Source organism: Rhizobium acidisoli (assembly GCF_002531755.2).
Taxonomy (GTDB): Bacteria; Pseudomonadota; Alphaproteobacteria; order Rhizobiales; family Rhizobiaceae; genus Rhizobium; species Rhizobium acidisoli.
Genome location: NZ_CP034998.1, coordinates 918,507 through 938,222, shown reverse-complemented (window position 1 = coordinate 938,222; position 19,716 = coordinate 918,507). Strand labels below are relative to the sequence as shown.

General features: G+C 62.9%; 20 protein-coding genes and 1 pseudogene. 6 read left to right on the top strand and 15 right to left on the bottom strand.

All coding sequences use genetic code 11. From position 1 onward, the window contains the following. Positions 1-17: 17 nt before the first annotated feature. The 8 genes from mnhG to CO657_RS04690 form a co-directional block, all read right to left on the bottom strand. Entirely contained in the window at positions 18-350 is a 333-nt protein-coding gene (gene mnhG, locus CO657_RS04730) for a monovalent cation/H(+) antiporter subunit G (RefSeq protein ID WP_054181691.1), read from the bottom strand. Continuing rightward, positions 347-697, bottom strand: a complete 351-nt coding sequence (locus tag CO657_RS04725) for a cation:proton antiporter (protein ID WP_012557036.1) — start codon at positions 695-697, stop codon at positions 347-349. Before CO657_RS04725 ends, mnhG begins: the two co-directional genes overlap by 4 nt. Beyond that, on the bottom strand, positions 694-1,167 hold the full coding sequence (locus tag CO657_RS04720) for a Na+/H+ antiporter subunit E (protein WP_054181690.1): 474 nt from the start codon (positions 1,165-1,167) through the stop codon (positions 694-696). Before CO657_RS04720 ends, CO657_RS04725 begins: the two co-directional genes overlap by 4 nt. Next, positions 1,164-2,717 (bottom strand): Na+/H+ antiporter subunit D, encoded by a 1,554-nt coding sequence (locus tag CO657_RS04715; protein WP_054181689.1) that lies wholly within the window; start codon positions 2,715-2,717, stop codon positions 1,164-1,166. The genes CO657_RS04720 and CO657_RS04715 overlap by 4 nt, the downstream gene beginning before the upstream one ends. A gap of 250 nt (positions 2,718-2,967) precedes the next feature. Beyond that, on the bottom strand, positions 2,968-3,345 hold the full coding sequence (locus CO657_RS04705; protein ID WP_054181688.1) for a Na+/H+ antiporter subunit C: 378 nt from the start codon (positions 3,343-3,345) through the stop codon (positions 2,968-2,970). Next, on the bottom strand, positions 3,345-3,764 hold the full coding sequence (locus CO657_RS04700; protein ID WP_054181687.1) for a Na(+)/H(+) antiporter subunit B: 420 nt from the start codon (positions 3,762-3,764) through the stop codon (positions 3,345-3,347). The genes CO657_RS04705 and CO657_RS04700 overlap by 1 nt, the downstream gene beginning before the upstream one ends. Then, entirely contained in the window at positions 3,764-6,124 is a 2,361-nt protein-coding gene (locus tag CO657_RS04695; RefSeq protein WP_054181686.1) for a putative monovalent cation/H+ antiporter subunit A, read from the bottom strand. Before CO657_RS04695 ends, CO657_RS04700 begins: the two co-directional genes overlap by 1 nt. A gap of 124 nt (positions 6,125-6,248) precedes the next feature. Continuing rightward, the gene (locus tag CO657_RS04690) at positions 6,249-6,464 is read right to left on the bottom strand and encodes a hypothetical protein (protein WP_003587763.1); all 216 of its coding nucleotides are present in this window, start codon (positions 6,462-6,464) and stop codon (positions 6,249-6,251) included. A gap of 190 nt (positions 6,465-6,654) precedes the next feature. On the opposite strand from CO657_RS04690, the gene msrB reads away from it, so the two are divergent. Continuing rightward, on the top strand, positions 6,655-7,068 hold the full coding sequence (msrB, locus tag CO657_RS04685; RefSeq protein ID WP_003587764.1) for a peptide-methionine (R)-S-oxide reductase MsrB: 414 nt from the start codon (positions 6,655-6,657) through the stop codon (positions 7,066-7,068). 190 nt (positions 7,069-7,258) lie between these two features. Here msrB and CO657_RS04680 read toward each other — a convergent pair whose 3' ends face one another. The 4 genes from CO657_RS04680 to CO657_RS04665 all read right to left on the bottom strand — a co-directional run bounded on the left by CO657_RS04680 (position 7,259) and on the right by CO657_RS04665 (position 9,923). Beyond that, complete coding sequence (locus CO657_RS04680; RefSeq protein ID WP_012557029.1) at positions 7,259-7,960, bottom strand: pentapeptide repeat-containing protein; 702 nt, start codon at positions 7,958-7,960, stop codon at positions 7,259-7,261. A 140-nt stretch (positions 7,961-8,100) separates the two neighbouring features. Next, entirely contained in the window at positions 8,101-8,610 is a 510-nt protein-coding gene (locus CO657_RS04675; RefSeq protein ID WP_054181685.1) for a GNAT family N-acetyltransferase, read from the bottom strand. A 97-nt stretch (positions 8,611-8,707) separates the two neighbouring features. Beyond that, positions 8,708-9,376: a PAQR family membrane homeostasis protein TrhA gene (trhA, locus tag CO657_RS04670; RefSeq protein WP_003587768.1), complete on the bottom strand. Its 669-nt coding sequence runs from the start codon at positions 9,374-9,376 to the stop codon at positions 8,708-8,710. A gap of 127 nt (positions 9,377-9,503) precedes the next feature. After that, entirely contained in the window at positions 9,504-9,923 is a 420-nt protein-coding gene (locus CO657_RS04665; RefSeq protein ID WP_003587769.1) for a universal stress protein, read from the bottom strand. 190 nt (positions 9,924-10,113) lie between these two features. Here CO657_RS04665 and CO657_RS04660 point away from each other — a divergent pair, with 190 nt between their 5' ends. The 3 genes from CO657_RS04660 to CO657_RS04650 all read left to right on the top strand — a co-directional run bounded on the left by CO657_RS04660 (position 10,114) and on the right by CO657_RS04650 (position 13,732). Then, a complete protein-coding gene (locus tag CO657_RS04660) occupies positions 10,114-11,079 on the top strand; it encodes a VOC family protein (RefSeq protein WP_172643248.1) in 966 nt (321 codons plus the stop codon). Positions 11,080-11,254: 175 nt separating this feature from the next. After that, complete coding sequence (locus CO657_RS04655) at positions 11,255-12,421, top strand: AI-2E family transporter (protein ID WP_054181684.1); 1,167 nt, start codon at positions 11,255-11,257, stop codon at positions 12,419-12,421. Between the two features lie 18 nt (positions 12,422-12,439). Further along, entirely contained in the window at positions 12,440-13,732 is a 1,293-nt protein-coding gene (locus CO657_RS04650; RefSeq protein ID WP_054181683.1) for an NAD(P)/FAD-dependent oxidoreductase, read from the top strand. 40 nt (positions 13,733-13,772) lie between these two features. Here CO657_RS04650 and CO657_RS04645 read toward each other — a convergent pair whose 3' ends face one another. Then, positions 13,773-14,561 carry a polysaccharide deacetylase family protein gene (locus tag CO657_RS04645; RefSeq protein ID WP_054181682.1) on the bottom strand — a complete coding sequence of 263 codons (789 nt, stop codon included), beginning with the start codon at positions 14,559-14,561 and terminating at the stop codon, positions 13,773-13,775. Between the two features lie 100 nt (positions 14,562-14,661). Further along, entirely contained in the window at positions 14,662-15,051 is a 390-nt protein-coding gene (locus CO657_RS04640; RefSeq protein ID WP_003587774.1) for a DUF930 domain-containing protein, read from the bottom strand. 253 nt (positions 15,052-15,304) lie between these two features. On the opposite strand from CO657_RS04640, the gene CO657_RS04635 reads away from it, so the two are divergent. Continuing rightward, on the top strand, positions 15,305-17,413 hold the full coding sequence (locus CO657_RS04635) for a S9 family peptidase (RefSeq protein WP_054181681.1): 2,109 nt from the start codon (positions 15,305-15,307) through the stop codon (positions 17,411-17,413). Positions 17,414-17,674: 261 nt separating this feature from the next. Beyond that, positions 17,675-18,192: pseudogene (locus CO657_RS04630) on the top strand (DUF1697 domain-containing protein). A gap of 59 nt (positions 18,193-18,251) precedes the next feature. Here the strand turns inward: CO657_RS04630 and CO657_RS04625 are convergent. After that, positions 18,252-19,694, bottom strand: coding sequence for an MFS transporter (locus CO657_RS04625; protein WP_054181680.1), 1,443 nt, complete (start codon positions 19,692-19,694; stop codon positions 18,252-18,254). Between the last annotated feature and the right edge of the window lie 22 nt (positions 19,695-19,716).

Sequence of the window (19,716 nt, the reverse complement as noted above, 5' to 3'; positions counted from 1 at the left end):
AGGCAAACAGCACAGGCTCAGCGCTTGCGCATATCGTCGCGGACCGAGACGGCGCCGAGCGCATATCCCGAAAGGTGGGCGGCTCTGGCCAGCAGATGGGCGGAGACCGGCGCCGTCAGCAGCAAGAAGACGAAGCCGGCAATGGCGCGGGCGAGAATCGCCAGTTCCTGCGAAGAGAGGCCGGCGGCAAGAAGCAGCAGACCGGAACCGACCGTCCCGACCTTCGAGGCCGCGTGCATGCGCGTATAGAGATCCGGCAGCCTGACCAGACCGATCGCTGCCGAAAGAGCAAAGAGCGCACCTGATATCAGCAGCAAAGCAGTGATGCCGGCCAGGATATAATCCATCATCGCTTCTTCCCTCCCGCACGCTTTTTGGCGTTAGCCTTTGCCGGAGATGCGGACGCCGGCGATTTGATGTTGCCGCGCGACAGCACGAATCGGGCGAAGGCGACCGTTGCCAGGAAACCGACGAGGCCGAGCGAAATGGCGATATCGATATAAAGCGAAAAGCCGGTTTTGACCGCGATGACGGCGATCAAACCGATAGCGATGCCGGTCAGCATATCGAGGGCGAGGATGCGATCCGGCAATGTCGGGCCGGCAACGACGCGCCAGACCGTCAGAATCAGCGCCAGGCCGAGGATGATGAGGGCGGCCGAGGATGCGGCCGCGACGATGGCGGCAGGTGTGATCACCGGAAAGCCTCCATGATCTTGCGTTCGAAACCATTGGCGATATCGCGCCTGGCTGTCTCGGGATCGGAACAATCGAGTGCGTGGACATAGAGCGTGCGGCGATCTGTGGAGACATCGACCGAAAGCGTGCCGGGTGTCAGGGTGATGAGGTTTGCCAGCAGCGTGATCTCGAAATCGCTCGTCACCGTCAGGGGGAAGGCGAAGATGCCGGGCTTCAGCTTCATGTCGGGCGAGAGAATGGTGAGCGTGACCCTCCAGGCGGACAGCGACAATTCCTTCAGGAACAAGAGGGCGAGCGAGAACACCAGGCTGGCGCGGCGCAGATATCCCTTGCCGCCGAAGGGCTCGCGGATGATGGCGAGCGAAAGGGCGGCAAGCAGGAAACCGAGAACGAGATTGTGCAGCGAGGCGCTGCCGGTGACGGCGACCCAGGCAATGGCGAGCAGCAGATTGAAGACAAAGGCGATCACCTGATGCCTCCGGGAAAGACCGAATGAACATAGGCTTCCCGATCGGCAAGACCCGCAGCGGCCGATTGCGACAGCGCCAGCAGCTGTTCCGGCAGGATGCCGAAGCCGACGACCAGCGCCGTCAGCGCGGCAAGCGGCAGGCCGGCGCGCCAGAGAGCTGCCGCCGGTTTCGCGGCCATCGGCGCCGGCCGCCAATAGGCGAGCAGAAAGAGGCGGCCGAAAGCGATCGTCGTCAGAAAACCGCCGGCGAGGATGACAGCCGCCAGCCACCAGGCGCCGCTATCGAGCGCGGCCTTGACGAGAATGACCTTCGGCCAGAAGCCGGAAAAGGGCGGCAGGCCGCAGGCGGCAAGGAAGAGCACCAGGGAGAGCGCGGTAAAGCCGCCGCTTTGGCGATAGAGGCCGCCGAGCCCCGACAATAAAAAGCCGCCGCCGCGCCGGGCGATTTCACCAGCGGCAAGATAAAGCGCCGTCATCAGCACCATGGAATGTAGCGCGTAAAAGACTGCGCCGCTGATGCCGCCGCCCGTGCCGCCAAGTGCGACGCCGGCAAGCATATTGCCGATGCCCGATATGACGATATAGCCGAACAGCCTGCGGATATCGTTTTCGGCAAGCGCGCCGAGCGCGCCGACGAGGATGGTCGCGGCGGCGATAAACGCAATCAGCAGGCTCAATTCCTGGCGCTCCACCGGCAGCAGCATGACCACCACCCGGATCAATGCGTAAATGCCGACCTTGGTGAGCAGGCCGGCAAACAGCGCCGAGACCACAATGCGCGGCGTATGATAGGCGGCGGGCAGCCAGAAATTGACCGGGAAGGCAGCCGCCTTCATGGCGAAGGCGAGCAGGAAGAGGCTTGCCAGCGTCATCAGCGGCGCCGTGGTGCGCAAATCCCTCGCCCTTGCCGCGATATCGGCCATGTTGAGGGTGCCGAAGACGGCATAGAGGATGCCGACGCCAACCAGGAACAGCGTCGTGGCGATGAGGTTCAGCACCGCATATTTCAGCGCGCCATCAATCTGCCGACGTTCGGAGCCGAGGATGATCAGCCCGAAGGAGGAGATCAGCAGCACCTCGAACCAGACATAGAGATTGAAGACATCGCCGGTGAGAAAGGCGCCGCTGACACCGGCCATCAGCAGCATCAGCAGCGGAAAAAACCCGTATCGCCGGCCGCTGTCACCGATATCGGTCAGCGCATAGATGCCGGCGGCGAGCGCCGCAAGGGCCGAGGTGAAGGCCATCAGCGCCCCGAAGAGGTCGATCGTGAAGGCGATGCCGAAGGGCGGCAGCCAGCGGCCCATGACCATGGTGAGCGGCCCTTCGGCCACGACCTTGGCCAGCAGCGCCGCATCGATCAGCGCCAGCAGCGCAAGCCCCGATATGGCCAGCCAGGCCTGCAGGCGGGGGTAGGCGCGCAGCATCAGCAGGACGGCGCCGAGCGTGATGCAATGGGCGACCGGCAGGATGGCGAGCCAATGGCCGAGCGGCACCGGGACGGTGATCAGGGCGGCGGAGAGATCGACGGCGGAGGTGGGAGCGGCCATCAGGCGTGGCCTCTGGGAACGCAGGGGGCGGGCCGTGAGGTACCCCCCTCTGCCCTGCCGGGCATCTCCCCCACGAGGGGGGAGATCGGCAAGACGCGCGCCCTTGCCGATATATCAATTGCACCGCAAGCCACTTCGCTTATCTCAGGGACCTGACGAGGGTGAGACGTCGCCCCCAGCCGATCTCCCCCCTCGTGGGGGAGATGCCCGGCAGGGCAGAGGGGGGTAACCACCAGCACCGACATGATCCTCAATACCCCAATGGCGGCAGCGGCCGGTCGTCGGGTTCGGCGGCGCGCATTTCGCTGGTATCGTCGGTGCCGAGATCCTGGTAGGCGCGGTAGGTCAGCACCAGCAGGAAGGTGAGGAAGGAGAAGGAGATGACGATCGCCGTCAGGATCAGCGCCTGCGGCAGCGGGTTGGCGGTGCCGGCGGGCAGGCTGTCGAGACCCGCCGGGATGATCGGCGGCACTTCGCGCGTCAACCGGCCTGATGTAAAGAGCAGCAGGTTGACGGCATTGCCGAGAATGGCGATGCCGAGCATGATGCGGATCGTGAATTTCGACAGCATCAGATAGATGGCGGCCGCGAAAAACAGGCCGACGAGGATCGCCAGAAGCGGCTCCATCATTCCACCTCCTTTTCTTCCAATGTCAGCGCAATCGAGGTGATGGCGCCGAAGACGACGAGATAGACGCCGACGTCGAAGAGCATGACGCTCGACAGAGGCACTTCGAGACCGAAGAGGTTCGGATAGGCCCAGAGGCCGGTCATGAAGGGAACGGCAAAAAGGATGGAGAGAAGACCTGATACCGTCGACAGCAGCAGGCCGAAGCCGGCGATCGACAGCGGGTGGAAGAAAAGCGCGCGGCGAACGGCGGCAACGCCAAGAGCAATGCCATAGATCGCCAGTCCCGAAGCGGCGATCAGCCCGCCGATGAAGCCGCCGCCCGGCTCGTTATGGCCGCGCAGCAGCACGAAGACGGAAAAAAGCAACATCAGCGCGGTGAGGAACGGGGCGACGGTGCGGAAGATCAGGGTGTGCATCAGCCCTCGGCCTCCACTGGATCATTGGCGGCAAGCTTGCGCTCCGTGCCGGCGCGGATGCGGATCAGCGCCAGGATTGCGAGGCCGGTGACCGCGACGACGGCGATTTCGCCGAGCGTGTCGGTGCCGCGGAAGTCGACGATGATGACGTTGACGACATTGGCGCCATGGGCAATCGTTTTCGAATAGGCGTTGAAGAATACCGTCAGCGCATCGTTGAACGGCACCTGCGTTGCCCGCATCAGCAGAAGCGTGAAGCCGAGGCCGCAGACAAGCGCAAGCGTACCGTCGAAGAGCCTGCGGCCGAGCGGGCGCCGATCGGCCGGCGAGAGGCGGAGCCTGGTCATCACAAGGGCGAGGATGACCACCGACAGGGTTTCGACCATGAACTGGGTGAAGGAAAGATCCGGCGCCCCGAACAGCAGGAAGATGATCGCGACGGCAAAACCCTGAATGCCGAGCGAGACGATCGCCGTCAGCCGGTCGCGGGCGACGAGCACGGCGGCAAGGCCGACGGCAGCGATCAGCAAAACCGCCCATTCATAGAGCCTGACATCGACCGGCCAGGCGGGAAGGTGTGGCAGTTCACCATAGACGATGGGGGGAATGATGAGGATGGCGGCGACCGAGAGGAAGGTGCAGGCGATATAGATCTGCAGCCGCCCCGGCTGCAGAATACGCATGGTGCGGGCGGCGAAGCGGACAAGGCCCGATATGGCAAGATCGAATCCGTGATCCGGCCCGCGCCCGGCGGCGCGCAGGAAGATCGCCATTGCCGCGCGGGCGCGGGCGAGCTGCCAATACACGCCGATGCCGAGCAGCACCGTCAAAGCGGAGAGCGCCAAGGGCACGCCTGGATGCAGCGCCAGCGAAATGTCGATCTCAGCAGGGGTCTGGCGGATGGCGGCTGATATCGGCGACGACAGGGCAGCGTGCGTGAAGCTCGAAAAGATCGCGGCAAGCAGGCCGAGGGCAGCGAGAACGGCCGGACCGAGCCAGAGCAGGACGGGCGCTTCGTGCGGATGTTTCTCCGTCTCCACCGGTCGGCCGAGAAAGGGCTTCAGCGCCACGGCGAAGGCGACGGCAAACATCAGCGCATTGCCGAAGACGGTGATGGCGGTGAAGGTTATCGCGCGGATATCGCCGCCGGTGAGCGCCGTATAGATCTCCTCCTTGGCGAGGAAGCCGAAGAACGGCGGCAGGCCGGCCATGGAGAGGGCCGCCGCCAGGGCGATGACCCATGTCAGCGGCATCGCGCGCCCGAGGCCGCCGAGCCTGGTGACATCGCGCGTGCCGGTCTCGTGATCGATGATGCCGGCGACCATGAACAGCGCACCCTTGAAAAGGCAGTGCGCCACCAGATAGAGCGCTGCCGCCTCCACCGCATGTTCGGAGCCGAAGCCGATCAGCATGACGAGCAGGCCGAGCGAGGAGACGGTGGTATAGGCGAGCTTGAGCTTCAGGTCGGCCTCGCGGATGGCGAGCGTGGCGCCGACCACCAGCGTCAACCCGCCGAAGAAGGGCAGAAGGATTTCCCAGGCAGGGGTCGCCCCCATGACGGGATTGAGCCGCATCAGCAGATAGACACCCGCCTTCACCATGGTGGCCGAATGCAGGTAGGCCGACACCGGCGTCGGCGCCTCCATGGCGTTCGGCAGCCAGAAATGAAAGGGGAACTGCGCCGACTTGGTGAAGGCGCCGGCAAGAACCAGGATGAGGGCAGCGAGGTAGAGCGGGCTTTCACGCACGGCATCGCCAAATGCCATAAGCTGCGACAGCTGCGTGACGCCTGAGATGTTCCAGAGCAGCAGCAGGCCGGCCAGCAGGCAGAGCCCTCCCCCGCCGGTGACGACAAGCGCCTGCAGCGCGGCGCGGCGTGCGGCCGCGCGCTCATGGTCGAAGCCGATCAGCAGGAAGGAGGTGATCGACGTCAGTTCCCAGAAGATGAAGAGCATCAGGAAACTGTCGGAAACGACGAGGCCGAGCATCGCCCCCATGAAGAGGAAGATGAAGGAGAAGAACCGGCCCTGGTCCTTGTGTCCCTTGAGATAGCCGCCGGCATACAGCACGATCAGGGTGCCGATGCCGGTGATCAGCAGTGCGAAAGCCAGCGACAGGCCGTCGAGGAACCAGGAGAAGGAGAGATTGTAGCTCGGGACCCAGGCATAACCGCCGGCGACGACCTCGCCGCGCGCGATCGCCGGCACGAAACGCAGGAAATGCAGAAAGGCGAGCAAGGGCGCGAGCGCCAGAAGCCAGGCACCGTTGGCGCCGAAGACGCGGATGATGAAGGGAGCTGCAAGAGCGCCGGCAAGCGGCAGACACAGGGCCAGAAATGTCAGAGCCGTGACATCGGCCATGTCTCCTCCTCTACCGGCAACAGACGAAAGCCGGAGAAAACCGGCTGCCTTCTGACTTAGGCGAAATGGTAGAGCGCCTCAAGCAATTTCGATCGGAGGGCGAAAGGGCGCGATGGCGGGCGGATCAGGCCGCCGATCGGGAACGACGCGTCAGCAGCCGGGCGACGCAGCCATGCAGAATGAAGAGCAGAATCGTCAGCGGCCAGAGCATGCAGGCAAAGAGCCCGGCCAGACGATGGAGCGTCAAGCCGTCATGATTGGTCCAGCCCTCCAGCAGCGTGACCGCCATGGCGGCCACGGCTACGAGGCCGTAGAGCAGGACGATTGCTGCTTCAAACACTGTTGATCCCTCAATACACGCAACGTTAACCCTAACAGGAAACCCTTAACGGATGTAAAAAGCAAGCGTCCTCACCCCATTGAGGTATGCAGCCAATTTCACGGTGCGCTGTTTCAGACTTGATGAACGGACGACGGCGCACCACATTTTCTGGCAAAATGGAACCGCCCCTCGGCAAAAGGAGCATGGCATGTCCGACACTGCAACCACCGCCAAGATCCACAAGACCGACGCTGAATGGAAAGAGCAGCTCACCCCCGAACAATACCGCATCACCCGCCAGCACGGCACCGAGCGCGCCTTCACCGGCCCCTATTGGGATTCCTTCGAGACAGGGCTTTACCGCTGTGTCGGATGCAATGCCCCGCTTTTCCGCTCCGACACGAAGTTCGACGCCGGCTGCGGCTGGCCGAGCTATTTCGAAGCCGTCTCGCCCGATGCGGTGACCGAGCATCGCGACACGGCCTTTGGCATGGTGCGCACCGAAATCCGCTGCGGCAGCTGCGAAGCCCATCTCGGCCACGTCTTCCCCGACGGCCCGCCGCCGACCGGCCTGCGCTACTGCATCAACGGCCATTCCATGGTGTTCGAGCCGGGGAAATAGCCTTTCGGCGCAGAAGCCAGCCTGCCCCTCATCCGCCTGCCGGCACCTTCTCCCCGCTTGCGGGGCAAAGGAGGTGTGCCGCGCCCTCTCCGTTCCCCACGAACCTATCGTATGGCAAGTCCCCTCGCCCCGTCTTTACGGGGAGAGGGTTAGGGTGAGGGGCAACCTTCGGCGTTAAACGAACCCCCGATCACTCATGCTCCGCAGGGCATGGCCAGGTTGTCGGCGCCGAGAGGCCGGCCGGGAGTTTGGTCGAGGTGTCGCCGCAGGCAAGGTCGATCTGGGTCTGTTCGAGGCCGGATGCGGCCGAGAGGTCAAGGCCTTCGATGCGGGTCAGGAACATGAAGGCGCGCTCGAAGACCGCCGGGCCTTCGAAACTTGCGCCGGAGAGATCGGCACGGGAGAGATTGGCGAAAGAGAATTTCGTGCCGGTCAGCACTGCCTTGTCGAAATCGGCGCGGCCGAGTTCGGCTTTTTCGAAGCTCGCGCCGGCAAGCCTGGCCCCGGCGAAATTGGCCCGCTGCAGCTCGGCGCCGGCGAAGGAAGCGCCTTCGGCAATGATATTGGCGAAGCTGGCGCGATAGGCTTCGATCTTGGCGAAGCTGGCGCCTTCGGCGTGTGCGCCCTCGAGCGAGGCGCGCACCAGTGTCGCCTTCTCGAGATTGGCGGATTTGACATTGGCGCCGGCGAGATCGGTCAGCGAGAAATCCGTGCCGACGAGATTGGCGCCTTCGAGGTCACTGCCCTGCAGCATCAGGTTCTTCTTGGTGCATTCCTGCCAGTCGAGCTTCGGCGAGGCCAGGCTGCCGCAATCGGCGGCCCGGGCGGCGACCGGCGGAAATGCCAGAAGGACGAGGGCAAGGAGACCGAGCGACGATCCGTGCTTTGCCATTGAACTGTTCACCTCCATACCATTCTGAAGCCACCCGCGAAGCAGGCCGCCTCGACTTTCTTACACAGCTCAGACTACAATAAAAAGATGGAGAGCGCCGTTCACAATGGCAATGCCCCAGGGGGTCAGGGCCCGCCGGATCAGGCCGAAGGCAGGCGAAGCTCCATGCAGGTGAGGTCCAGCCAGCGGCCGAATTTGGTGCCGACCTCGGAAAATCTGCCGGCGATGCGGAAACCGAGCTTTTCATGCAGCCGGATCGAAGCGGTGTTCTCCGCCTCGATGCCGGCGATCATCACATGGATATTGCCGGCTGTGGCGCGGACGATCAATTCGCGCATCAGCCGCTCGCCGATGCCGGCGCCGCGGCAATCCTTGTCGACATAGACGGAATGCTCGACGGTGTGGCGGTAGCCGTCGAAGGCGCGCCAATCGCCATAGGAGGCATAGCCGGCGACCCTGCCCGACAGCTCGGCGACGATGACGGGAAAGCCGCGGGCTTTACGCGCCTTCATCCATTCCCGCCGGTTTTCGAGATCGACCAGCGTCTCGTTCCAGATCGCCGTCGTGTGTTCGACGGCGTGATTGTAGATATCGCGGATGGCGGGAAGATCGGTTTCGCCGGCGTCGCGGAGGAGGACGGGGTCTGTCATGATTGCCTGTTCGTATTGTCTGCGTGAGGCGGCATACGCCCTGCCCCAAAAGATGTAAACGGCGGATCCACCCGCAGAGACGTCAGGCGCGATCTTATCAGACGCCCGGCGCCGACAGGCTGAAACAGGTGAAGACGGCCGAATAATGCACGGCCGCGGCGGTGACGACGAAACCGTGCCAGATGGCGTTCTGGAAGCGCAGCTTCTCCCAGACATGAAAGATGACGCCGAGCGAATAAATGACCCCGCCGATGACGATCAGCAGCATCGAGGCGGAGGGAATGCGCGAGGCGACCGGTTCGGCCACCAGCACGCCGCTCCAGCCCATGGCAAGATAGAGCAGAATGGCAAGACGGTCGTACCGGCCGGGAAAGACGCATTTCAAGATAATGCCGGCAGCGGCGAACAGCCAGATCGCCACCAGCATGAACAGGAGCAGCGGATCGTCGGCGCCGCGTTCGAGGAAGGGCGTGTAGGTGGCGGCGATCAACAGGAAGATCGCCGAATGATCGAAGCGGCGCAGATACCATTTGGTGCGCGAGACCGGCCAGGCATTGTAGGAAAAGGAAATGGCAAGCGTCAGCACCAGCCCGACGCCATAGATCCAGGCGGCGGCGAGCGCGCCATAAGAGCTCCAGAGCGTGGCGTAGAAGATCAGCACCGTGGCGCCGATCAGCGCCAGCACGAGACCGACGCCATGGACGATACCGTCGGCGATCAGTTCATATTTGTCGTAAGCCCAGCGAACGCCGTTGAACTCGGCCATGCACGCCAATCCGTTTCATACCCCGATTGCAATCGTCGCATCGAACGGTAGGGCACGCAACTGCGGCAAAGCGCACAGGCGGTAAATCTTCGTGACAGGCTGTCTGGCGGCGAGACGGCCGCGCAAATCAAACCTTTTGCCGGTCGACGAGCACCGAGCATTTGGCGTGGCGCACGACCCGGTCGGCGGTGGCGCCGATGAAGTAGTTGGAAAAATCCGGAACATGCGAGGCGACGATGATCAGGTCGGCGCCGTAGCTTTCGGCGGTCGAGATGATCGCCTTGGCGGGCGGGCCGTTGCGGATCTCGACGGTTGCCGCAATGCCGGTTTCTGTCAGCAGCGCCTTCAGCTTGTCACGGCTGTCCTGCATGGCGTCCTCGACCATATTGGCCGGCAGTTCGATCGCGACATAGGTCGGCACATCCTCGATGACGTTGAGCGCGACGATCTCGCCGCCGTCATCGAGCAGAGACGCGGCCTTGCGGAGGATTTTCTCTCCCTTTTCGATGCCCCCGAATGCGATCGCTACGATGATCTTCCTGTACATGGCTCCCTCCATGACTGAGATGTATAAGTATCCTCTAAAGAAGATATGGACGCATTGACGGCGATCAAGTGGGCGCACAGTCATCGTCAACAGCCGTTCAACAGTTCATCCTCAAAAACGGGTCTTCTGTGAACAATCGCGATCCGCCATATAGAGATCAAGTACAGCGGCTGAGAGGAGACAGAGGCGAATGAACCGGCGACACTTCCTCGGCCTTGCTGCAGGCGGCACTTTTGCCGCCACCGCCGGCACGCCTTCCCTTCTACAGGCCAGATCACAGGCAGGAGACCAATCCATGACGACCGAAACTTCCTACGCGCTGACGCGGCCCGCCTATATCGACCAGTCGCATCTCGTCGTGAAGGACCTAGCTCTTGTGTCCGGCTTTTACCAATCGATGCTCGGCCTGAAGGTCATCGAGGAGACGGCGAGCGGCCAGGTGCTGGGTGTCGGCGATCTGCCGCTGCTGACGCTGACGACGGCCAATGATGCCGCGATCGCGCCCCGCAATGCCGCCGGCCTTTTCCACACCGCCTTCCTGATGCCGGATCGCGCCGAACTGGCGCGCTGGCTGCGCCACGCGGCGCAGAACAATGTCGTGCTCGACGGCGCCTCGGACCATCTCGTCAGCGAGGCGATCTATCTGTCCGACCCGGAAGGCAACGGCATCGAAATCTATGCCGACCGGCCGCACGAACAATGGAAGTTCCAGCAGGACGGCATGGTGGAGATGGCGACGCTGCGCCTCGACCTGCAGGCGCTCTACGACAGTGCGCCCGATGAGCGCTGGGGCGGCATGGCTGATGGAACGGCGATCGGCCACCTGCATCTGCAGGTCGGCGATATTCCACAAGCTGACGCCTTTTACCGCGACGTGCTCGGCCTCAAGCTGATGGCGAGCCGTCCCGGCGCCAGTTTCTTTGCGACCGGCGGCTACCATCACCATCTCGCCGCCAATATCTGGAACAGCCGGGGTGCTGCCGCCCGCGCCGACAATATGACCGGCCTTTCGGACTACAAGGTCCGGTTTAACGACAAGGCGACCCTGGATGCGGCGATCTCCAAGCTCGATGCGCTGGAGATCAAGAGCGAGAAGCGCGATGGCGGCACCTTCCTCAAGGATCCGTGGGGTATCGGCCTGACGCTTTCGGCGTAATTTCCGAGGCGCGGATCAGGCCGAAACGACCGAAAACATTCGTGTTATGCGGGCAAAATCATGCGTGTGAAGACGTGCCGCGTGCGGTTTGCCGGTTGGCCCTTTGCCTCAGGGAACCGGAACCGCGTCGGCGCGTTTCCGTGACGAAGCAATGGGCTTCGGGGGACCTCACCGCATGGGCATCGCCAATGGCATCCGCAAACAAGCCAAGAAGATTGCGATCGGCGAACGCCGCACCAGCGCCTGGGCGCAGTCATTGAAGGAGACAGCCGAAGAGCTGCCGCCGACACCGCTGCACCGGCTCGAGAAGGACGGGCTGGATATCAGCATGGCCTGGGCGATCATCGGCATCTTCGGCATTCTGGGGCTTGCCGCCGTCTACCTGATGTCGCTGATCCTGATCCCGATCACCCTTGCCGTCGTCGTCGGCATGATCCTCGGCATGGCGGCGGAAAAACTCAGCAGGATGGGCGTGCCGCGGCTTGCCAACGCCTTCATGCTGTCGAGCAGCGTGGCACTGGTGATCTTCCTGGTGATCAACTCGCTGGCCGGCCCGCTGATGACCCTTGCCAATGAGGGACCGGCTTTTGCCGAGCGGACCATCAACCGGGTCATGCCCTATCTCGAGCGCATCGAATGGCTGCATATCACGCCCGCGACCTTCGAAAGCGGGCCGATGTCGATCGGTGCGCTGCTCGAAAACACCGGCAACGTGCTGCATGTGGTGACCACCAGCCTGACGCCGGCACTGGTGCAGGGGATGATCTTCTTTGCGGCGCTGCTGCTCTTCCTTGCCAGCCGCGTCAACCTGCGCAAGACGATCATCATGACCTTCCGCACCCGCACGCAGCGGCTGGCGGCCATCCGCGTCATCAATGCCGTCGAGCAGGTGCTCGGCTTCTATTTCGCCACAGCCTCGCTGATCTATGTCGGGCTCGGCGTCGTCATGACCGTGATCGCCTATGCCGGCGGGCTGGCGGCGCCGGTGCTCTGGGGCTTCTTCGCCTTCCTGTCGAGCTTCATTCCCTATCTCGGCATCACGCTGATGACGTTTGCCGTCGCCGTCGCCGGCATTCTCACCCATGATGACATCGTCATCGGCCTGATGCCGGCCGCGGCCTTCTTTACCGTGCATCTGGTCATGGAGAACCTGATTTTCCCGGCGGTGATGGGACGGCGGCTGGAAATCAATCCCTTTGTCGTCTTCCTCGCCATCCTGTTCTGGACATGGATGTGGGGTGCCGTCGGCGCCATGCTGGCCCTGCCGCTGTCGCTGATCGTCATCACAATCATCGAGGAATTGCTGATCGAGGAAAAGCCGCAGCCGCAATTGCCGAAATGATCAACCGGGGAGATAGTGGTGGCATCTGATCTCGCTCTCAACGAAGCCGATCACGACCAGATGGTCAGCGGTCGATCGCTCTGGGGGAAAAGCGGCATTCGGCCGGAATGGCGGCCGATCGAGCAGAGTTTTTCCACCGACATCATCGTGATCGGCGGCGGCATCACCGGCGCCCTGGTCGGCGAACATCTGACGGCGCGCGGTTTTTCCGTTGTTATCATCGACCGGGAGGAGCCCGGTTTCGGCAGCACCGCGGCAAGCACGGCGATGCTGCAATGGGAAATCGACAGCACGCTCACCGAACTTGAGGATTATTACGGCTTCGAACGCGCCGCCGGCATCTACCGCCGCAGCGGAGCAGCGGTCGCCGGCCTTTCCAAGCTGATCGCCGCCCACGGGATTGCCTGCGGTTTCCGGCCGCGCAACACGCTCTATCTCGCCGCCAACCAGGAAGGCGCGCGCGAACTGCTGGAGGAGCGCCAGCTTCGCCGCCGCGCCGGCCTGCCCGGCGTCTATCTCGAACATCCCGATCTCTACACCCAGTTCGAGCTCGACCGGGATGGGGCGATCTATTCGCCGGGTTCCGCCGAGGCCGATCCGCTGCTCCTGACCTGGGCATTGATCGAAATGTCCGTCCGGCGCGGCGCGCGGTTGGTCAATGCTTCCGCCACAGCGCTTCACAGCGAAGGCGATCACGTCACAGCGGAGACGGACGAAGGCCACGTCATCGAGGCGCGGCATGCCGTGCTTGCCACGGGCTATTCGATGCCGGGACTCGACATGCCGAAGCTGCACCGCACCAGTTCGAGCTGGGCGCTCGCCACCCAACCCCAGGACCCGGCAAATTTCTGGCGCGACAGGGCGCTGATCTGGGAGGACAGCCACCCCTATCTCTACATGCGCACGACCGAGGACAATCGCATCGTCGCCGGCGGCGAGGATGACGGCACGGCCGATCCCGAGGCCCGCGACCTCAAGCTGCCGGCAAAGATCATGGCAATTCGCGAGAAGATAAAGCGTCTATGGCCGAAAGCCGATACGCGGGTGGACCACGCCTGGTGCGGAACCTTCGGCGAAACGGCCGACGGCTTGCCGCTGATCGGCCCGGTGCCCAAGATGCCGCATGTGTTCGCAGCCTATGGCTACGGTGGCAACGGCATCACCTTTTCCTATCTCGCCGCCCAGATGATCGGCGCCATGCTGGCCGGCATGCATCGCGACTGGTTCGAGGATTTCGCGCTGGACCGGGATGGGCCGGGGCTGCGGCGGTTTGGGGAGGATAGGTTGGGGGCTGGGAGTGAGCTGCGGTAGAGGCTTCGTGGCTGTTGTGCCGTGGCAGCCCTTAAAGAATTTACTCAGTCGTCCGATCGTCACCCATATCCTCGACATCCTCCAGACGAACGAACTCCGTGCCCTTGGCTTTCAGATCGACCAGCGCCTTCGCCACCCCCTCGCCCGCCGCATGGGTCGGTTGGTTGATGTGGGAGATAACGACGTCGCCGTCCTTGGCCGAGGCGATGCGCTTTTCGGTGATGACGGCGCCGAGCAGCGAGCCGCCGTCGCCGTTCACCGAATAGCCGGCGATGCGATAGCCCATGGCGCGGATCTCGCCGATGGCGGAAAGATCATATTTGGCGGTCGAGCCGCGGAACCAATGCGGCGCGGGAATGCCCGCCGCAGTCATGGCCGCAGCACCGCCCTCGACTTCCTGCTTCACCGCCTGCGGCGAGCCGGCCGAGGCGATGCCGTAGATCAGCGTCGGCGTGTCGACGGCCGGGATATGGTTCTCTCCGTGATTTTCGAGTTCGAAGAGATCGGGGTTCTGCAGGAACACGGCAAGAGCCGCGGGATTGTGTTTTAGCCAGCGGGCGGTGACGAAGATGGTCGCCGGGATGCGTTCCCGCACCAGCGTCGACAGGATGCGCTCATCCGCCTGCCCCATGCAGGCATCGAAGGTCAGCGCGATGCGGGCATGGCCGGCGATATTGGAACGGGCAATATGCAGATGCGGCTCGACGAGCTTAACCGCCGGCGTCTTCGCGGCCGGACGTGCGGCCGGCGATGCTGACGGCAACTCGTCCGCCGATGCGGCGGAGAGGGTAGCGAAAAGGAACGCCGAAGCGAGGAGGATACGGTTCATATGGGACTTCTACGATTTCGTCGGCCGATTTTAGCGGCTGCTTCTGCATGGCGCCATGTGGCCGGATGTCACCGCGGCTGCCGCAACCCATCCAACGGCATCAATCGTAGAGATAATACTTGTCCCACTTCTCGCGCGGCACCTTGTCGCCGATCTGGTAGTTGAGCTCGCGCACGTTGATATGCTGCGGGCCGGTGATGCAATTGTAGGAGAGATGGTACCAGTCGCCCTTGCTGCGGAAGACGGCGCCCGGCGCCTGCAGCGAATTGTCGCCGGGGATCGGGTCCTTGAAGGTATAGGCGATCACCTTGTCGGGCTTGAAGCCGGCGCTGTCCTGGTTGATGCGGCTCATTGCCTCAGTGTCGCAGCTCTGTTCCAGGCGGGTGGAGGGATCGAGTTTTTCAAGCTGCTTCTTGATGGCGGGATCGACGGCAAAGGCAGGGGCAGCAAGGCTGACGAGGGATACAAACAGGAGCAGATGTTTCGGCATTGCGGAGAAATCCCTTGCTGTTGTCCATTCTTCACCCTGCCACAGGCAGCTTGCCGGGGGCTTGGCACGTGTAAATTTCGCTCTGCGATAGCGGACATTCTTAAATATTGTGGTGACATCAAGGCAAGCTCGGCAGGGCGGCCTCCAAGCCTGTGGAAGCTTATCTACCGCCTTGGCGCAGCCTTGCCGCTTGATCCGGCGGCGACGCGCCTCTATCTCTTGCCAACCCGATATCCCGATCCGGAGCCATTCCTTGTCCGTTTTCAACAGCCTGCCGACACCGCCCGCCGCACCGAAGAAGCCCGTCTCCGATACGCGTCACGGCATTACCCGCATGGACGATTATGCCTGGCTGCGCGCCGATAACTGGCAGGCCATGTTCAAGGATCCTTCGATCCTCGACCCGGAGATCCGCCGGCATCTCGAAGCCGAAAACACCTATATGAACGCGGCGATGGAAGACACCAAGCCGCTGCAGAAGCTGCTGTTTTCCGAAATGCGCGGCCGCATCAAGGAAGACGACAGCTCGGTGCCGGTGAAAGACGGCGCCTATGCCTACGGCACCTCCTACGTGACCGGCGGCGAACAGCCGCGCTATTTCCGCATCGCCCGCGACGGCGACGTCGCCGACGAGACGATCCGCACGGTGCTGCTCGACGGCGACAAGGAGGCATCGGGTAAGGCCTATTTCCGCCTCGCCGGTCTCGACCATACGACCGATCATAGCCACGGCATCTGGGGCTATGACGATAAGGGCTCGGAATTCTTCACGCTGAAAGTCCGCGACCTCGCGACCGGGCAAGACCTCGAAGACCGGATCGAGAATACCGGCGGCGGCGGCGTCTGGGCGCCCGACGGCAAGAGCTTCTTCTATTCCGCACTCGACGAGAACCACCGGCCCTCGAAGGTGTTCCACCATATTGTCGGCCGGCCGCAATCGGAAGACCGGCTGGTCTACGAGGAAGCCGATGCCGGCTTCTTCATGGGCGTCGGCGGCTCGCTGCTCGACGATGTCATCTATATCGACATTCATGATCACGAAACCAGCGAATACCGGCTGCTGTCGACCAAGGATCTGACAGCCGAGCCGAAGCTGGTGGCGGCGCGCGAAGAAGGCATCGAATATTCGCTGACCGAGGGCGGCGACATCTTCTATATCCTCACCAATGACGGCGGCGCCAAGGATTTCAAGATCATGGAAGCGCCCGTCGACAATCCGGGCAAGGAAAACTGGCGCGAAGTTGTCGCCCACAAGCCCGGTACGCTGATCATCAGCCACATGGCCTATGCCCGCCATCTCCTCTGGCTGGAGCGCAAGGACGGGCTGCCGCAGATCATGATCCGCGATCGGGCGACCGGCGAGGAACATGCGATCGCCTTTGCCGAGGAAGCCTATTCGCTGGGGCTTTCGGGTGCGGCGGAATACGACACCGATGTCATCCGCTTTTCCTATTCGTCGATGACGACGCCGTCGCAGCTCTACGATTACAATATGGTGACGCGCGAGCGCACGCTGCTCAAGACGCAGGAAGTGCCGTCGGGCCACAATCCCGACGACTACATCACCCGCCGCGTCTTCGCGCCGGCGTGGGACGGCGAGACGGTGCCGGTCACCCTGCTCTATCGCAAGGACACGCCGCTCGACGGCACCGCACCCTGCCTGCTCTATGGCTACGGCGCCTACGGCATCACCATTCCGGCCGGCTTCAACACCAATTGCCTGTCGCTTGCCGATCGCGGCTTCGTCTATGCCATCGCCCATATCCGCGGCGGCAAGGACAAGGGATTTTCCTGGTACGAAGACGGCAAGATGAACAAGAAGACGAATACCTTCAAGGACTTCGTCGCTGCTGCCGATTATCTGAATCAACAGAAGTTCACCTCTTACGCGAAGATCATCGCCGAAGGCGGCTCGGCCGGCGGCATGCTGATGGGCGCGGTTGCCAATATGGCGCCGGAAAAATTCGCCGGCCTCATCGCCGCCGTCCCCTTCGTCGACGTGCTCAACACCATGCTCGACGACACGCTGCCGCTGACCCCGCCGGAATGGCCGGAATGGGGCAACCCGATCGACAGCCGGGAAGAATACGAGCAGATCGCCGCCTACTCGCCCTATGACAATGTCGGCGCCAAGGCCTACCCGCCGATTCTGGCGCTCGGCGGCCTGACCGACCCGCGCGTCACCTATTGGGAGCCGGCCAAATGGGTGGCGAAGCTGCGCGACCAGACGACCGGCGCAGCGCCGATCCTGCTCAAGACCAATATGGACGCGGGCCATGGCGGCGCGTCCGGCCGCTTCCAGCGGCTGGAAGAGATTGCGTTCGAGTATGCGTTTGCGATCAAGGTAGCGGGGAAGATGTGAAATCTTTGAGGGGTGTGCCGTGGTCGCCCCCCTCTGCCCTGCCGGGCATCTCCCCCACGGGTGGGGAGATCGCAAGTGGCCAGACCTTCGCGTCCGTCTAGCGTTTCGCAGAGCTATGACGTCAATTGTTTGGGGAAGCCAGTGAGCCCAGCCAATCTCCGCACCTGTGGGGGGTCCGAAGGACGGGCGAGACCCGTGGCTCGCCCCGGGCCCGGCAGGGCAGAGGGGGGCTTACACGGCACAACAGCGAGGGAGAAACAAATGGCAGTCTACATCGCCCTCCTGCGTGCCGTGAACGTCGGCGGCACCGGCGCCCTGCCGATGGCCGAACTCAAGACCATCTGCGAAGGCCTCGGCTTCGCGGATGTGAAAACCTACATCCAGAGCGGCAACGTACTTTTCCGCTCGGATGCATCCGAAACGGCCGTGGAGGAAAAGCTCGACGCGGCGCTTGGACAGAAGATGGGCAAGCGGCCGGGCGTGATGGTGCGGACCCGCAAGGCGCTCGACGCGATTGCCGCCGACGCGCCCTTTCCCGATGCCAAGCCGAATTTCCTGCTCGTCTATTTCCTGCCCGAAAAGCCGCCCGGCGATGCGCTCGATAAAATGGTGGCGCCCGATGGCGAGGAGGCGAAGCTCGCCGCCCGCGAAATCTATGTGCTTATCCCAAGGGGTCCGGCCGCTCGAAGCTGAAGCTACCGGCGCTGAAGTCCGGCACCTCGCGCAATCTCAACACCGTGCGCAAGCTCGCGGACATGGCGGCCGCGATGGAAGGCTGAGAGTCCAACGCAGAATTTGATTCAAGCGAGGGATCTCAAGCCTTTGTTTTTATAGATCGTCAGTGCCTTGTCGTCTGTTTGGCCTTGTAGCCGCTGATCTCCTCGCCGGCGGTCTTGGAGAAGCGCAGGTTCCAGATGGTGGCGGTGATCGAGATGATGGTGACGACAATGAAGGCTATGGAGAAATCGCCAAGCGACGGCGTTTCGACATTGTTGAAAGCCATCGAGCCGTGCAGCGCCAAGGCGCCGATGCAGATGCCGAGCGACAGCATGAGCTGCTGGAAGGTGGTGTAGAAGCTGGTGGCCGAGCTCATCCGTTCTTTGTCGATCTCGTCATAGGCAATGGTGTTATAGGCGGTGAACTGGAAGGACAGGAAGAAGGCGCTGAGTATCAGGACGATGAAGATCAGCGGCATCGGCCAGTCCGGCCGGAAGGCGGCGCAGAGGCCATAACCGACGGTGCCGAAGATGCCGTTGAGGACCAGGCTTCGACGGAAACCCAGCCGGCAGAAGACGAACTTCGCCATCGGCTTCATGGCGAGCGCGCCAAGTGCCGTGGCAATGACGATCTGGCCGGCTGCAACCGCCGACAGGCCGAAGCCGATCTGGAAGAGCAGCGGCAGCAGGAAGGGCTGCGCGCCCTGGGTGATGCGGGTCAGCGAACCGGCGATCACCGAGGTGCCGAAACTCGGCACCTTCATCAGCGAAAAATCCATGATCGGCGACGGATGCCTGCGGGCATGCCTGAGATAGCCGATGCCGAAGATGAGGCCGACAGCGATCAGGAAGATCGAGAAGGCGCCCTCGCCTTCATGGCTCGACATTTCGAAGCCGAAAAGCAGCGAGCCGAGCGAGAGGCCGGAAAGAATGAAGCCGATCGTATCGAAGGGACCGCTCGCCTTGCCCTTGACCTCGTCGATATAGATCGAGACGAAGATCATGCCGATGATGCCGACCGGCACGTTGATGTAAAAGATCCAGCGCCAGTCGAGATAGGTGACGAAGAAGCCGCCGAGCGGCGGGCCGACGATCGGGCCGATCAGCGCCGGCACCAGCAGCCAGGACATGGCGCTGACCATATCCTTGCGGGCGACGCTGCGCATCAGCACCAGGCGCCCGACCGGCATCATCATCGCCCCGCCTATGCCCTGAAGCAGCCGCGCCAGCACCAGAAATGACAGGGTCGGCGCCAGCGCACAGAGGATCGAGCCGACGACGAAGACTGCAATCGCCGAGCGGAAGACGGTGCGGGAGCCGAAACTGTCGGCCATCCGGCCGCTCGCCGGAATGAAGATTGCCAGACTGAGGAGATAAGAGGTCAGCGCGATCGACATGGCCGGGGCGCTGACGTTAAAATCGCGCGCCATGGTGGGCAGCGCGGTCGCCAGCACGGTTGCGTCGATGTTTTCCATCAGCATCGCACTCGCGACGATCATCGCGATCACCCGGAAATTGGGCGCGGCGCGCCGAACCATCGGCGCCTGGTAAATCTGATCCGACATCGTCCGGGATCACTCACGGTGG

Coding starts and splice junctions, on each gene's coding strand:
- mnhG (WP_054181691.1), bottom strand. CDS start 350: ATGATGGATTATATCCTGGCCGGCATCACTGCTTTGCTGCTGATATCA.
- CO657_RS04715 (WP_054181689.1), bottom strand. CDS start 2,717: ATGGCCGCTCCCACCTCCGCCGTCGATCTCTCCGCCGCCCTGATCACC.
- CO657_RS04705 (WP_054181688.1), bottom strand. CDS start 3,345: ATGGAGCCGCTTCTGGCGATCCTCGTCGGCCTGTTTTTCGCGGCCGCC.
- CO657_RS04700 (WP_054181687.1), bottom strand. CDS start 3,764: ATGCACACCCTGATCTTCCGCACCGTCGCCCCGTTCCTCACCGCGCTG.
- CO657_RS04695 (WP_054181686.1), bottom strand. CDS start 6,124: ATGGCCGATGTCACGGCTCTGACATTTCTGGCCCTGTGTCTGCCGCTT.
- msrB (WP_003587764.1), top strand. CDS start 6,655: ATGTCCGACACTGCAACCACCGCCAAGATCCACAAGACCGACGCTGAA.
- CO657_RS04680 (WP_012557029.1), bottom strand. CDS start 7,960: ATGGCAAAGCACGGATCGTCGCTCGGTCTCCTTGCCCTCGTCCTTCTG.
- CO657_RS04675 (WP_054181685.1), bottom strand. CDS start 8,610: ATGACAGACCCCGTCCTCCTCCGCGACGCCGGCGAAACCGATCTTCCC.
- trhA (WP_003587768.1), bottom strand. CDS start 9,376: ATGGCCGAGTTCAACGGCGTTCGCTGGGCTTACGACAAATATGAACTG.
- CO657_RS04665 (WP_003587769.1), bottom strand. CDS start 9,923: ATGTACAGGAAGATCATCGTAGCGATCGCATTCGGGGGCATCGAAAAG.
- CO657_RS04660 (WP_172643248.1), top strand. CDS start 10,114: ATGAACCGGCGACACTTCCTCGGCCTTGCTGCAGGCGGCACTTTTGCC.
- CO657_RS04655 (WP_054181684.1), top strand. CDS start 11,255: ATGGGCATCGCCAATGGCATCCGCAAACAAGCCAAGAAGATTGCGATC.
- CO657_RS04645 (WP_054181682.1), bottom strand. CDS start 14,561: ATGAACCGTATCCTCCTCGCTTCGGCGTTCCTTTTCGCTACCCTCTCC.
- CO657_RS04640 (WP_003587774.1), bottom strand. CDS start 15,051: ATGCCGAAACATCTGCTCCTGTTTGTATCCCTCGTCAGCCTTGCTGCC.
- CO657_RS04625 (WP_054181680.1), bottom strand. CDS start 19,694: ATGTCGGATCAGATTTACCAGGCGCCGATGGTTCGGCGCGCCGCGCCC.